This window comes from Fodinicola feengrottensis (assembly GCF_010993775.1).
Classification (GTDB): Bacteria; Actinomycetota; Actinomycetes; order Mycobacteriales; family HKI-0501; genus Fodinicola; species Fodinicola feengrottensis.
In genome coordinates this window covers 90,436-102,703 of the sequence record NZ_WOTO01000017.1, presented here as the reverse complement: position 1 = coordinate 102,703, position 12,268 = coordinate 90,436, and the positions used below count along the sequence as shown (strand labels likewise).

Below are 12,268 nucleotides of genomic sequence, written 5' to 3'. Positions count from 1 at the left end.
TAGCACCTTGAAACCGGCGTTTCGCTCGTTTTTACCGATACAAGATGACGAAAACGTCATCTTGTATCGATAAATTATCAAACGGTCAGCGCCGACCCAGCGACGTCACATTAATCCGAAGCGGTGCCGGCGTGTCCGTGCTGAATACACCGCCGACCATGTCGTTGGTCAGCTGGTACGCACGATCGAACAGCTCGTACGTCCGCACAGACAACGGCGTGGTCAGATCGAACAGCCAATACCGGGGGATGCCGGCCTCGGCGTACTCGACCAATTTGGTGACGCGATCGGCGCAGCGCGAACCGGACGAGATGACCTCGACGGCGACGACGACCTGGTCCGCTGGTAGTCGAGGCGGATTCGTATCAAGAATCTCCGATGACGTGATCACCACGTCCGGGGCGCGGACGGTGGGTGGATGGGTCGCGTCGACGATGACCTCGACTTCGGGGATCGCCACCCATTCGACCGGCAGTTGACTGTTCAGCACTGCGGCCAGTTGGTGTCTGACGAATTGATGTCGCGGGGTTGCTTTGGGCGCCACGACAAGCATTCCGTCAACCAGCTCGACATGGCGGCTGGTGTCCTCAGGCAGCGCGTCCCACTCAGTGAGAGTCAGCAGATGGTTCGGCCACGCGACCATCACTGACATCCCGTCTTCGAGTTCTTGGTGCTTTCGCAAGGGAAGCGACACTACCAGGCCCACCTGGCCGGATGCGGTCAGCGAATGGGGGAGTTGTACGCGGCCAGTCGTGCCTGCCGGGCGGCGGCGGCGAGTGGCCGAAGCGCCTGGGCCCGCAGGTTGGCCTCTTGGGTGCTGGTCGCGCCGCCGTCGTCCTCGCCGGCCAGATCGACGATCCCGGCGACCAGTTCGGCCCGATGCAGGACACGCTCCGCGCGTGGCGAGTAGCCCGGCGGCAGCTCATGCGAGCGGCCGGCCTTTCGGAGGTCCATAAGGGCGTCGGCGAGCTCCGGCCGCCAGCGGGCCACGTCGAGGTCGACCAGCAGGTCGGTGGTCTGCAGGAGGGCTTGGGCGAGCTGCATTTCGGCTTCCCCGACCGTGCAGAAATCGTCCACCAGCGGCAGCGGGTTGAGCGGGTCGAAAACGATCGGGTGGCAGCGCCACACCACGGTCTCCCACTGCACCCCGGACCCCGACTCGCGCGAGGTCACCTCCGGGATCAGCCCGAACTCCGGGCAGCGAACCACCTCGCCGACCGCGAGGCCTGCCCGGGCCAGCCCGGAGGAGGCCGGCAGGCCACGCGGGTCACCGGGCACCGGCATCACCAGCCGGATGCTGTCCGGCGAGATCCGGGACAGCTCTTTGAGGGCATAGGGCAGCGGCACGGCGTGTGCCGCGCCGGGAAGGTCGGCGACCTCGTGCTCGCCGTCCTCGCCAAGCACTGCCGACACCACGTCGTCGTACGGCACCAGTCCGGTGCGCCACGACCGTAACCAGGCCACCATCCGGCCGGACCGAAGACTCACGTCATCAAGCGTAAGCAATGACGGCGCGTCAGCGTCGCTCCCGTCACCAGAATCGTTAGCGTGATTTCCGTGCGCAGCATGGATTACGGACCGGACATTATGGGCAAAGACCCCAAGGACCCGCGCCGTCGACGGATCGAGACGGTTCCGGCGGAGCGTGACCTGGTCGTCGAGGAGGCTGAGTCGGGCTTCTGCGGGGGCCGTCATCTCCTGCCTCTCGGACCAGGTCGTGCTGGAGGACCGGCGCGGCAACCAGCGGATTTTCCCCTTGCTGCCAGCGAGTTTTCTGCTCGAGGGCAAGCTGGTGACACTCCAGCGGCCGGTACGTGAAGTGGCCGCGCCGCAGCCTCGGCGGACCGCGTCCGGATCGGTCGCGGTGCCGAACGCGCCGGCCCGGGTGGCACGGGCCGGCCGGATCTATGTCGAGGGCGTGCACGACGCGCAGCTGGTCGAGCAGGTCTGGGGCGACGACCTGCGGGTCGAGGGCGTGGTCGTCGAGCCGCTGCACGGCGTCGACGACCTGCCCGCGGTGGTGGCCGACTTCGGCCCCGGCAAGGGCCGGCGGCTCGGCGTACTGGTCGACCATCTGGTGGCCGGCAGCAAGGAAAGTCGCATCGTGGCCGAGCTGCGCAACCCGTACGTGCTGGTCACCGGCCATCCGTACGTGGACATCTGGGAGGCCGTGAAGCCCGCCTCGGTGGGCATCCCGGGCCTGGCCGAAGGTGCCCCGTGGCCAGGACTGGAAAGAGGGCGTCTGCGCCGCGCTGGGCGTTTCGGACGTGCACGAGATGTGGCGCCGGGTCCGCTCTTCGGTACGCGATTTCAACGATCTGGAGTGGGAACTGCTCGGTGCGGTCGAGCGGCTCGTCGACTTTGTTCTCACAGAGGACTGAAGCCATTTTGTAAGAGCACAGCCGGGCCTGCGGTGGGATGATGAACTATGGCCTGGTTGATTTGGCTCGTGCTCGCGGCGGGGTTGGCAGTCGTCGAGATTTTCTCGCTCGACTTCGTCTTCATCATGCTCGCGGCCGGTGCGCTGGCCGCCGCCGGTGGCGCGGCGCTCGGCGCTGGTTTGCCGATCCAGCTGGCGCTGTTCGTGGCGGTCGCGGGTCTCGCCCTGGTGCTGGTGCGCCCGATCGCGAAACGGCAGATCAGTCAGGGACCGACGCTCCGGCATGGCGCAGCGGCCCTGGTGGGGGAGACCGCTAAGGTGCTCCAGCGGGTGGGACCGGAGTCCGGACTGGTGAAAGTGGCCGGCCAGGAATGGACAGCACGTCCTTTCGACGCCACCCAGCAGATCGAGATCGGTGAGACCGTACACGTCCTGAAAATTCAGGGCGCCACAGCCTTGGTGTGGAAGGAACCGTAATGGACTCTATCCTGGGTCTTTTGCTTCTGCTTTTGGTCGGCATAGCCGTAATTTTTGTGGTGGTGTCGCTGCTCCGGTCGGTACGGGTCATCCCGCAGGCCAGGGCCGCCGTGGTCGAGCGCTTCGGCCGCTATCTGCGCACTTTGGAGCCGGGCCTCGCGTTGGTGCTGCCATTCGCGGACCGGGTACGCCCGCTGGTCGACCTTCGCGAGCGAGTGGTGTCTTTTTTCGCCGCAGCCGGTGATCACCGAGGACAACCTGCTTGTCAACATCGACACCGTCATCTACTTCCAGGTGACGGACGCGAAAGACGCCACGTACGAGATCGAGAACTTCATTCAGGGCATCGAGCAGTTGACCGTCACCACCCTACGAAACGTGGTCGGCTCGATGAACCTGGAGCAGGCGCTGACCGGCCGCGACCACGTCAACGGCCAACTTCGGGCGGTCCTGGACGAAACAACGGGTCGCTGGGGCATTCGGGTCAATCGGGTGGAGCTGAAGGCGATCGAGCCGCCGGCGTCCATTCGGGACTCGATGGAGAAGCAGCGCGCGCCGAGCGGGACCGGCGAGCCGCGATCCTCACCGCGGAAGGTGTGTCAAGCAGTCCAAGATTCTGACCGCACAGGGTGAAAAAGAGGCCGCGATCCTGCGGGCGCAGGGTGACCGGGAGTCCCGGATCCTGCAAGCCGAGGGTCAGGCGCGGGCCATCGAGACGGTTTTCCAGGCGATTCATGACGGCCGGCCCGATCCTGAGCTGCTGGCGTACCAATATTTGCAGATGCTGCCGCAGATCGCCCAGGGAGACGCCAACAAACTGTGGATCGTGCCGTCCGAGCTGGGTCGTGCGCTGGAAGGTCTGGGCAATGTCGTCGGCAAGCTCGGCGACGCGGCGAGTCAGCCGGCGGCCGCGCAGCCGGCGGCGCCACGGCCACCGGCCCTGAAGGACTCCGACGCGTATGTGGAGCGTCCAGAGGTGGTGGCGGCGGAGAAGGCGGTCGCCGAGGCAGCCGCGAACGTGGGCGGTCCGGCGATGGGAAAAGCCGGTCCGAACGGCCAGCAGGACTGACGTAGGGGTGGCCTTCGAAACCCTGACCGATCCGGACGATCCGCGGCTGGCGGATTACCGCTGCCTCACCGATGTCGACCTACGGACGGCTTTCGAGCCGCCGCACGGACTCTTCATTGCCGAGGGCGAGTTGGTGCTGCGCCGGGCCGTACGAGCCGGATACCAGCTTCGGTCGATTCTGGTGGACAGCAAGCGAACCGACGCGGTGGCCGATCTCGGCGCGGTCACCGGTGCGCCGGTCTACGCCGCCGACCAGCAAGTTTTGCAGGCCACCACGGGTTTTCACGTACATCGCGGGTTGCTCGCCTCGGTGCACCGGCGGCCGTTGCCGGCGGTCGCCGACCTGCTGGCCACCGCTGGCCGGATAGCGGTCATGGAAGATGTCAACAACCACACCAATATCGGGGCGATCTTTCGATGTGCGGCTGCTTTGGACATCAACGCCGTCCTGTTGTCGCCGTCGTGCGCTGATCCGCTTTACCGCCGGAGCGTACGGGTAAGCATGGGCGAGGTCTTCGCCATCCCGTACGCCCGGCTGGACGACTGGCCCGGTGGGCTGAAAGTCGTGCGGGACGCTGGTTTCCGGGTGTTGGCGATGACTTTGGCGCCGGACGCGGTCGATCTGGACAAACTGAGCGCCGACGATCGCCGGCGACCGGCCCTGCTGCTCGGCGCGGAAGGCCCCGGGCTGACTGCTGCCGCGGTCGCGAATGCCGACGTGGCGGTGAAAATCCCGATGAGCGGCGGCGTCGACTCGCTGAATGTCGCCGCCGCCGCCGCGGTCGCTTTTTGGGAAATCAGCCGCGACCGCTGAGCGTGCGAACGCGGACGCCGCAGGCGAGCGTGGCGGCGGCGAGCGCGACGACCGGAATCCAGTAGGTGCCTTCCAGTGCGGTGGTCAGCCCACTGCTGGCGATCCGCAAGCCGGTGGGTACGTTGGCCAGCCTGATCTGCAGCCAGGCCGCGACCACCGCGCTGGTGAGTGAGTTTCCCAGCGCCCGCAGGGTGTTCATGGTGCCGGACGCGGCGCCGGCCAGCGCCGGGTCGATGTGCGCCATCGCCAGGGTGCCCGGCGGCGCGTACACAATGCCCATGCCCACACCGAAAAACTGTCAGTGCCGCCACCAAACCCTGCCAGTTCGTCAACGCCAGCGGCAGACCGGCGAGTCCGGCCGTCATCAGCAGCAAGCCGCTGAGCAACGGAAGAAATCCGCCGTACCGATCGGTGAGCCAACCCGACAGCCACGCGAAAGGCAGCGAGATCATCGGCGCGACCGCGATGATCAGGCCGGCCTCAAAAGCGCTCAGGCCGGCCACTGACTGGAGATAGATCGCGGTGAGGAACACCATTGCGGTCACCGAGCAGGTCAACGCCGCGCCGACGGCGGACATGAGCGCGAAACCAGGGGATCGCAGGACGGCCAGCGGGACCAGCGGTTCGCGGTCTCGCCGCTGGAACTGTACGACCGCAAAAACCACGAAGATCCCGAGCCCCACCGCGATGATGGCTCCAATGGGCTCAGCCCATTGCCGCGGTTCGCCTTCGATCAGCCCGAAAACGACCAGTGACAGGGCCGCGGTCAGCAGGACCGTACCCAGCAGATCCAGGCGCGGCCGCCGGACGCTGACCAGATTCGGCAGCCAAACAAAGGAGAACGCGAAGGCAACTGCCGCCACTAGGCCAGCCGCGCCGTAAATCCAGCGCCATCCGAGCGTGGACACGACCAAGCCGCCCAGCATCGGTCCGGCCGCGACCGACCGCGAGGCCGGCGACGACGCCCCAGACTCCGAAAACTCGACCGCGTCGCTCCGCTGGGAAAATCCGGGCGATCATCGCGATGGCCTGGGGGGTGACCAATGCGGCCCCGAGGCCCTGCACAGCCCGGCCGAAGACCAGCCAGCCGACATCGGGCGCCAGGAAGCCCAGCACTGAGCCTGCGGTGAAACTCGCCAGCCCCAGCAGCTGCAGCAGTTTCGGGCCGTACAGGTCGCCGAGCCGGCCCGAAACTGGCAGGAGTGAGACGAAAGCCAACAAATATGCGTTGACAATCCACAGACTTCCGGACAGCGACGCGCCGAGGGACTCCGTGGTGGGCTGAATGGCGACGTTGACCATGGTCGCGTTCGCGCCGACCACGAAAACGCCCATCAGCAACATGGTGACCGTGATCCACGGATTCCGGGTCGGGGCCGTGCTCGGTCGGGTTTGGACGATGACGTTCATGAATAGAGGGTGCGCGTCGAGTGGCACATCTTTAAGATCCACTCTTATGGAGGAGACTTGGTCCACTTTTCGGGAGTTACTGCTGCCGGCAGTGGACGGTACGCGACCGGGGCGTGGCTTGGAGCGTACGCTGCGTGACGAAATCCGGGCCGACCGTCTGCACGCCGGTACCCGGCTTCCGTCGTCGCGTGACATGGCTGGGCAGCTCGGAGTCGCGCGCGGCACGGTCTCGGCCGCATACGACCAGCTGGTCGCTGAAGGCTATTTGGTCGCTCAGCGAGGTTCCGGGACGCGCGTCGCACCGCCCACAGCGCCGGAGCGTACGGACGACTCAGCGCCGACGCCAACCGCGCGGCGCGGTTCGTGGCGCTACAACCTCGGCCCGGGCCTGCCGTCGCTGGCGGCCTTCCCGCGGTCGGCCTGGTTGGCGTCCGTCCGCGCGCGGGATGGCCGAGCTGCCGGATGCTGGCCTTGGCTACCCGGACCCGGCCGGGCTGCCCGGACTGCGTGCTGAGCTGGCGAAATATCTTGGCCGCGTACGAGCCGTGGTAGCCGGCGCGGACGACGTGATCGTCACGCATGGCACCTTCGATGCGTTCGGCTTGCTGTTCCACAGCATGCGTACGCAAGGTCACCGCCACGTCGCGGTCGAGGATCCGGGTGGCCCGGATCTGGCCGAGTTGCTGAGATTTCACGGTCTGGCGCCAGTGCACGTGCCGGTCGACAACGACGGTCTGCGAGTTGATGCGCTGGCACGTACCAACTGTCGCGCGGTAGTTGTCACCGCGGCGCACCAATACCCGCTCGGAGTCGCGCTTAGTCCCGAACGCCGGCGTGGACTTCTCGAGTGGGCCGGTGCGGTCGACGGACTGGTCATCGAAGACGACTACGACGCGGAATATCGCTACGACCGCGCTGCTTTGGGCTCTGTGCAAGGAATCGACCCGGGTCGGGTCGCGTACGTCGGCACTGTCAGCAAGACCCTCGCGCCAGCGCTACGCCTGGGTTGGTTGGTCGCTCCGCCGGCATTGCGTGCCGAGGCGGTGATCGCGAAATGGTTCGGCAGCCGCGGGTGCGGCACCTTCGAGCAGGCCGGATTCGAACATTTCCTGCGTACCGGCGGATATGACCGGCATTTGCGCAGCACACGGCCAGAATACCGACGGCGCCGCGACGCTTTCCTCGCGGCGCTGGCGAAACACCTGCCGGACTGGGAGCCGATCGGGATCGACGCGGGCCTGCACCTGGTGATCAGGTTGCCGGCCTCGTACGCGGACGCGGAAGTGGCCGCGTTGCTGGAAAGTCGCCACCAGATTCACCTGGCGGCGCTCTCGTCGTACACATCTGGCGAACCGCTTTTCCCAGGCGTGGTCACCGGTTTCGCCGCGCTGAGGCCGGATCGCTTCGACGAAGCGATCGCGGCCGTTGCCGCGGCGGTTAAAGCGGCGTGATGCCCCAGTTGCCGGTCCAGCGGTCGCCTGGCGCCAGAACGACGAGCCCGTCACCGGAGTTGAATGCGTTGGCAGGGCAGCTCATCGGCCTCGATGGCGACCGAGGCGGGATGGTCTCCGAGCGCGTCCGGGGTGAAGAGCTGGATCCAGTCGAAGGCCGGGCCGAACCAGATTTTGGCTCCGCCTCCGGGATGTTTGACGCCGCCGACAGCTCGTCCGTCGGAATCTCTTTCCAGCGCGGCCAACCCGAGATCGAGGCCGACCTCGGTCAGCGGCCGGCCGGTACGCAGATCGTCCGGAGTCCCGTCGACCGGCTGGGTGCCGGTCGGGATTTTGTTGTCATCGACCAGAACCCTGAGCTTCGCCGGCACTCGTACGGTCACGTCCGCCCGGTCGGCGCCGTTGATGGACAAGTACGGATGAACGCCCAACCCGAAGGGTGCCACCTTGTCGCCGACGTTGACGGCCTCGTGCTCGGCCCGCAGGCCATCGGCGTCCAGCGTCCACGTGGTGCGTACGTCCAGCTGGAACGGATAGCCACCCTGCGGCGGCACGGTCCACGCCAGCGTCACCGAATTTTCGTTCTGAAGACAGGTCCACCGCGACCAGCGGCCGAGGCCGTGGTTCGCGTTGTGCAATGCCGGCTCACTGATCGCGGCCTGATGCAGCTGTTCCATAAAGATGTAAGAGCCGCCGGCCAACCGGTTCGGCCACGGCACGAGAACTGCGCCCGCGGCACGTGGTGACAGCGCGTTTTCTGGGTAGCCGGCGACAATGTCCCGGCCGGCGGCGGTGTACGTCCGTAAACCGCCGCCGACTTCGACGATGACCGCCTCGGCGTCGCCGTACTTCAGGACAAACTGCTTACCCGACAGTGGTTCGCTCACGCTGACCACATTAGACGGTCAGGAGGAGCTTTCCGGTGGTGTGGCGGCCTTGCAGGTCTTTGTGCGCCTGACCGGCGTCGGCCAGGTCGTAACGGTGGCCGATCCGGATGGTCAGGGAGCCGTCGGCGATCCAGCTCATCAGCTCGTTCGTACGGGACAGCAGCTCAGCGCGGTCGCGGGTGTAATGCGGCAGCGCGATGCCGGGTGAGGAAGAGACCCCCGCCGCTGTTCAGCCGCTGCGGGTCCAGTGGTGGAACCTGGCCGCTCGCGCCGCCGTAGAGCACCATGTAGCCGCGGATCGCCAGCGCGGACAGGCTCTCGTCGAAGGTTGTCTTGCCGACACCGTCGTAGACCGCCGCGACGCCTTTGCCCTCGGTCAGTTCCTTGGCTTTAGCGGCGAAATCCTCATATGTGGCGACCTCGTCGGCGCCGGCGCCGCGGGCCAGCTCGGCCTTCTCTGGAGTCGAGGTGGTGGCCAGTACGTGCCCGCCGCGCTTCTTGATGATCTCGGTGAGCAATAGCCCGACGCCGCCAGCGCCAGCGTGCACGACCGCCCAGTCGCCCTGCTGGATCGGGTACGTCGAGGTGGCGAGGTAATGCGCGGTGAGGCCTTGCAGCATGACCGCCGCCGCGTTCTCCGCACTGACCCCGGCTGGCACCGGCACGGCTTCGGCGGCCGGCACGGCGACCTGCTCCGCGTAGCTGCCGGCGGCTTGTTTCCAGGCCACCGTGTCCCCGACGGCGAAGCCGGACACCTCCGCGCCGACCTGCAGCACCTCACCGGCGCCTTCCAGACCGAGCGTGAACGGCGTCGGGATCGGGTAGATGCCGTCCCGTTGGTACGTGTCGATGTAGTTCACTCCGGCCGCCGCGGTGCGTACCAACAGCTGGTCCGGCCCGATCGTCGGCGGATCGAGGTCGACCACGGTCAAAACGTCGGCTCCACCGTGCTCAGGCACCCGCACTGCACGCATCTTCTGGCTCCTCCTCGATAATCGTCTCGCCAGGGCAAACACTACGACGGCCGGCGGTGTTCCGCCGCCGCGGTGCCTTACGGTGAGCATGGGAGGGTGCGTGCAGGAAGAACCCATCGATCCGGACGTCGACCTCAAAGTGCGGACCCGCCAAGGTCCGATCTTGCTGGCGATCGCCGCGGGTGGGGTAGTCGGCGCCGAGGCCCGCTATCTGCTGTCGGTCGCCACTGCCGCACCAACCAACCACGGGCTTCCCGCTGGCCACCTTCATCATCAACGCGCTCGGCTGCCTGCTCATCGGAGTTCTGATGGTGGTTGTCACCGAAGCCTTCACGGTCAATCGGCTCGTACGACCGTTCCTGGGCGTCGGCGTGCTCGGCGGCTTCACCACCTTTTCCACGTACGCCTCGGATGTCGTGGCGCTCGCCGATCATGCCGCGGTCGGGGTGGCGGTGGCCTACCTGGTGACGACGCCGCTGGTAGCGGTGGCGGCCGCGTGGTGCGGTGTCGCGGTGACCCGCCGGGTGTTCGGGAAGTCTGCCGGATGACGGGCTGGAATTTGTTGCTGGTAGCCGTCGGCGCGTCCGTCGGTGCACCGCTGCGCTATCTCACCGACCGGTTCGTGCGGAGCCGGCATCCGTCGCTGTTTCCGTGGGGGACGCTGACGGTCAACGCGGTGGCGTCGTTCGTGCTCGGCGTGCTGGCCGGCGCGGCTCTGTCCGTCCGGTCCGGTGTTCGTGCTGGTGGGGACCGGTTTCTGTGGGGCGCTGAGCACGTACAGCACCTTCAGCTACGAGACCGTGCGGCTGTACGAGAAGCGGGCGAGCGGGCTCGCGCTGCTGAACGTCGGCGGCAGCATCTTCGCGGGAGTGATCGCGGTGGTGCTCGGGATGCTGCTGGGTGGGCTGCTGCGCTGAGGCGTTGTTCACGTCACTTACCTAACGATCGCTAAACGCGATACTGTGCGCTCCATCACTTCCAGCGGCAGGGAGCGGGCAATGACAGGTGAGGAACTGCTCGTCGAGCGGGATGGGCCGGTGTTGCGGGTGACGCTGAACCGTCCCGACCACCTGAACGCGGTTACCGCGTCGGTGCTCGACGGGGTGACCGAGGCGGTCAGCCAGGCCGCCGCGGACCAGGCGATCCGGGTGCTGGTGCTGACCGGTGCCGGCCGAGCCTTCTGCTCGGGCGCGGACCTGGCCGGCCCCAGCGGCGGCGACAGCACGCTGCATTCCGCGAACAGGGCCGTGCTTGCCTTGCGCGAGCTGGGAAAGCCGGTCGTCGCCGCGGTCAACGGGCTGGCCGCCGGGGTCGGTTGTTCGCTGGCATTGGCCGGCGATCTGGTGATGGCCAGGAATTCGGCCTATTTTCTGCTCGCTTTCGTCAATATCGGGCTGATGCCAGACGGCGGCGCGACCATGCTGGTGCCAGCCGCGATCGGGCGCGCGCGAGCGATGCGGATGGCGTTGCTGGCCGAGCGGATCCCCGCCGCGCAGGCCGCCGACTGGGGCCTGATCAGTCATGTCGTCGACGATGACTCGTACGACGACGAAGAAGTCGCCGCGGTGGTGGGAAAACTCGTGCAGGGACCGCCGCTCGCGTACGCTGAGACGAAACGGGCCATTAACGCGACCACCATTGACAACCTGTTGGCCGCGATCGATCGGGAGACGGCGGGACAGGCGGATTTGCTGCGCAGTCAGGATGTCGCCGAAGGGGTCGCCGCGTTTCCTGGCCCGCCGGCAGCCCAAGTTCAGCGGCTTCTAGGCGATGCCGAGCCTGTCCGGTATCGAGCCGGCGACGGTGGGCCGGTGGCTCGCCGAAAATATCGACGGCTTGGTCGAGCCGGTCGAGTTTTCGTTGGTGTCCGGTGGACGATCGAACCTGACCTATCGCGTCACCGACGCCGTTGGTGTCGTACGTGCGCTGCGCCGTCCGCCCACCGGTGGGGTACTCAGTACTGCCCATGACATGCGCCGGGAGTGGCGGTTCGTGACGGCTCTGGCCTCGACCGAGGTGCCCGTACCGGAACCGTTGGCGTACTGCGCCGATCCGGCTGTCACCGGCGCCGAGTTCTACGTGATGGGATTCGTCGATGGGCTGGTGCTGGCCGACGAGGAAGCTGCCGCAGCACTCGCGTTGACTGCTCGACAGCAAGCGAGTTTTGGTCTGATTGAGGTGATGGCGAGGCTGCACGCGGTCGATCCAGTGACGGTCGGACTCGGTGATCTCGTACGCGAGGAGGGCTACGTCGAGCGGCAGCTGCGACGGTGGCGGCGGCAGCTGCACCAGTCCGGTTCGCCGGACCTCGTGCTGCTGGACCGTGTCCATGACGCGCTGTCCACGCACGTACCAGCGCAGCGAACGGGGATCGTGCACGGTGATTTTCGGCCTGGAAACCTGTCTTTTGGTTCAGACGGCCGGGTTTTGGCGGTATTTGACTGGGAGCTCGCGACAGTGGGTGAGCCGCTCGCCGATCTCGGCTGGCTGAGTGCGTCCTGGGGCCAGCCCGGCGATGATGTGCCGCCGACCATTGAGGGCCCGAGTACTGCGCCAGGTTTTCCCAGCAGGGAACAACTCGCCGAGCACTATGCGAAACTCTCCGGCCGGGATGTGTCGGAACTGCCGTTCTACGAGGCTTTCGCGCGCTGGCGAGGGGCGTGCATCGGCGCTGGCGTACGAGCCAGATACCTGGCCGGCGTGATGGGCGCTGACGGGTTTGACGCGGACGTACGAACCGAGCAAGAGCACACTCAGGCGACGATCGCGCTGGAGCTCTCGTGACCGCCATGGGTTACCTGTCCTG

At 66.8% G+C, this 12,268-nt stretch carries 13 protein-coding genes and 6 pseudogenes; 11 read left to right on the top strand and 8 right to left on the bottom strand.

Features of this window, described 5'->3' with window-relative positions; genetic code table 11:
* Nucleotides 1-85: 85 nt before the first annotated feature.
* Together GNX96_RS17705 and GNX96_RS17700 are read right to left on the bottom strand one after the other, a co-directional pair.
* Complete coding sequence (locus GNX96_RS17705; protein ID WP_163568948.1) at nucleotides 86-643, bottom strand: Uma2 family endonuclease; 558 nt, start codon at nucleotides 641-643, stop codon at nucleotides 86-88.
* Nucleotides 644-720: 77 nt separating this feature from the next.
* The gene (locus GNX96_RS17700; protein WP_279580653.1) at nucleotides 721-1,488 is read right to left on the bottom strand and encodes a hypothetical protein; all 768 of its coding nucleotides are present in this window, start codon (nucleotides 1,486-1,488) and stop codon (nucleotides 721-723) included.
* A 78-nt stretch (nucleotides 1,489-1,566) separates the two neighbouring features.
* Here GNX96_RS17700 and GNX96_RS17695 point away from each other — a divergent pair.
* The 4 genes and pseudogenes from GNX96_RS17695 to GNX96_RS17680 all read left to right on the top strand — a co-directional run bounded on the left by GNX96_RS17695 (nucleotide 1,567) and on the right by GNX96_RS17680 (nucleotide 4,740).
* Nucleotides 1,567-2,381, top strand: a pseudogene (locus tag GNX96_RS17695) (DUF3097 domain-containing protein).
* Between the two features lie 47 nt (nucleotides 2,382-2,428).
* A complete protein-coding gene (locus tag GNX96_RS17690; protein ID WP_163568947.1) occupies nucleotides 2,429-2,857 on the top strand; it encodes an NfeD family protein in 429 nt (142 codons plus the stop codon).
* Nucleotides 2,857-3,926, top strand: a pseudogene (locus GNX96_RS17685) (SPFH domain-containing protein). Before GNX96_RS17690 ends, GNX96_RS17685 begins: the two are co-directional and overlap by 1 nt.
* Before the next feature lie 7 nt (nucleotides 3,927-3,933).
* Nucleotides 3,934-4,740: a TrmH family RNA methyltransferase gene (locus GNX96_RS17680; RefSeq protein WP_279580652.1), complete on the top strand. Its 807-nt coding sequence runs from the start codon at nucleotides 3,934-3,936 to the stop codon at nucleotides 4,738-4,740.
* On the opposite strand, the gene GNX96_RS52670 is transcribed toward GNX96_RS17680, so the two are convergent.
* From GNX96_RS52670 to GNX96_RS63860, 3 genes and pseudogenes are all read right to left on the bottom strand, one after another.
* Nucleotides 4,724-5,020: a hypothetical protein gene (locus tag GNX96_RS52670; protein WP_279580651.1), complete on the bottom strand. Its 297-nt coding sequence runs from the start codon at nucleotides 5,018-5,020 to the stop codon at nucleotides 4,724-4,726. The two genes, GNX96_RS17680 and GNX96_RS52670, sit on opposite strands and share 17 nt — an antisense overlap.
* Nucleotides 5,021-5,084: 64 nt before the next feature.
* Nucleotides 5,085-5,666, bottom strand: a pseudogene (locus GNX96_RS63865) (MFS transporter); the annotation flags it as partial.
* Nucleotides 5,667-5,700: 34 nt separating this feature from the next.
* Nucleotides 5,701-6,075, bottom strand: a pseudogene (locus tag GNX96_RS63860) (MFS transporter); the annotation flags it as partial.
* A 121-nt stretch (nucleotides 6,076-6,196) separates the two neighbouring features.
* On the opposite strand from GNX96_RS63860, the gene GNX96_RS52665 reads away from it, so the two are divergent.
* Complete coding sequence (locus GNX96_RS52665) at nucleotides 6,197-6,664, top strand: GntR family transcriptional regulator (RefSeq protein WP_279580649.1); 468 nt, start codon at nucleotides 6,197-6,199, stop codon at nucleotides 6,662-6,664.
* Nucleotides 6,597-7,601 (top strand): aminotransferase-like domain-containing protein, encoded by a 1,005-nt coding sequence (locus GNX96_RS17665; RefSeq protein WP_279580648.1) that lies wholly within the window; start codon nucleotides 6,597-6,599, stop codon nucleotides 7,599-7,601. The genes GNX96_RS52665 and GNX96_RS17665 overlap by 68 nt, the downstream gene beginning before the upstream one ends.
* Nucleotides 7,602-7,651: 50 nt before the next feature.
* On the opposite strand, the gene GNX96_RS17660 is transcribed toward GNX96_RS17665, so the two are convergent.
* The 3 genes and pseudogenes from GNX96_RS17660 to GNX96_RS52660 form a co-directional block, all read right to left on the bottom strand.
* Nucleotides 7,652-8,488, bottom strand: a complete 837-nt coding sequence (locus GNX96_RS17660; protein WP_163568943.1) for an aldose epimerase family protein — start codon at nucleotides 8,486-8,488, stop codon at nucleotides 7,652-7,654.
* Between the two features lie 10 nt (nucleotides 8,489-8,498).
* Nucleotides 8,499-9,462 (bottom strand): annotated as a pseudogene (locus tag GNX96_RS17655) (quinone oxidoreductase family protein).
* Nucleotides 9,440-9,784 (bottom strand): hypothetical protein, encoded by a 345-nt coding sequence (locus tag GNX96_RS52660; protein WP_279580647.1) that lies wholly within the window; start codon nucleotides 9,782-9,784, stop codon nucleotides 9,440-9,442. The pseudogene GNX96_RS17655 and the gene GNX96_RS52660 overlap by 23 nt, the downstream one beginning before the upstream one ends.
* On the opposite strand from GNX96_RS52660, the gene GNX96_RS52655 reads away from it, so the two are divergent.
* From GNX96_RS52655 to GNX96_RS17635, 5 genes and pseudogenes are all read left to right on the top strand, one after another.
* The gene (locus GNX96_RS52655) at nucleotides 9,672-10,010 is read left to right on the top strand and encodes a fluoride efflux transporter FluC (RefSeq protein ID WP_313885693.1); all 339 of its coding nucleotides are present in this window, start codon (nucleotides 9,672-9,674) and stop codon (nucleotides 10,008-10,010) included. The two genes, GNX96_RS52660 and GNX96_RS52655, sit on opposite strands and share 113 nt — an antisense overlap.
* Nucleotides 10,007-10,114 (top strand): annotated as a pseudogene (locus GNX96_RS63855) (hypothetical protein); the annotation flags it as partial. The gene GNX96_RS52655 and the pseudogene GNX96_RS63855, both read left to right, overlap by 4 nt.
* Before the next feature lie 79 nt (nucleotides 10,115-10,193).
* Nucleotides 10,194-10,379 (top strand): fluoride efflux transporter FluC, encoded by a 186-nt coding sequence (locus tag GNX96_RS61180; RefSeq protein ID WP_313885689.1) that lies wholly within the window; start codon nucleotides 10,194-10,196, stop codon nucleotides 10,377-10,379.
* Between the two features lie 81 nt (nucleotides 10,380-10,460).
* The gene (locus GNX96_RS17640) at nucleotides 10,461-11,432 is read left to right on the top strand and encodes an enoyl-CoA hydratase (RefSeq protein WP_163568942.1); all 972 of its coding nucleotides are present in this window, start codon (nucleotides 10,461-10,463) and stop codon (nucleotides 11,430-11,432) included.
* A complete protein-coding gene (locus GNX96_RS17635; RefSeq protein ID WP_279580677.1) occupies nucleotides 11,326-12,246 on the top strand; it encodes a phosphotransferase family protein in 921 nt (306 codons plus the stop codon). Before GNX96_RS17640 ends, GNX96_RS17635 begins: the two co-directional genes overlap by 107 nt.
* The last annotated feature ends 22 nt before the right edge of the window (nucleotides 12,247-12,268 follow it).

What these genes read in the sequence shown, in the direction of transcription:
- GNX96_RS17705 (WP_163568948.1), bottom strand. Translation starts at nt 643, where the DNA reads ATGGTCGCGTGGCCGAACCATCTGCTGACTCTCACTGAGTGGGACGCG.
- GNX96_RS17690 (WP_163568947.1), top strand. Translation starts at nt 2,429, where the DNA reads ATGGCCTGGTTGATTTGGCTCGTGCTCGCGGCGGGGTTGGCAGTCGTC.
- GNX96_RS52670 (WP_279580651.1), bottom strand. Translation starts at nt 5,020, where the DNA reads ATGGGCATTGTGTACGCGCCGCCGGGCACCCTGGCGATGGCGCACATC.
- GNX96_RS52665 (WP_279580649.1), top strand. Translation starts at nt 6,197, where the DNA reads ATGGAGGAGACTTGGTCCACTTTTCGGGAGTTACTGCTGCCGGCAGTG.
- GNX96_RS17665 (WP_279580648.1), top strand. Translation starts at nt 6,597, where the DNA reads ATGGCCGAGCTGCCGGATGCTGGCCTTGGCTACCCGGACCCGGCCGGG.
- GNX96_RS17640 (WP_163568942.1), top strand. Translation starts at nt 10,461, where the DNA reads ATGACAGGTGAGGAACTGCTCGTCGAGCGGGATGGGCCGGTGTTGCGG.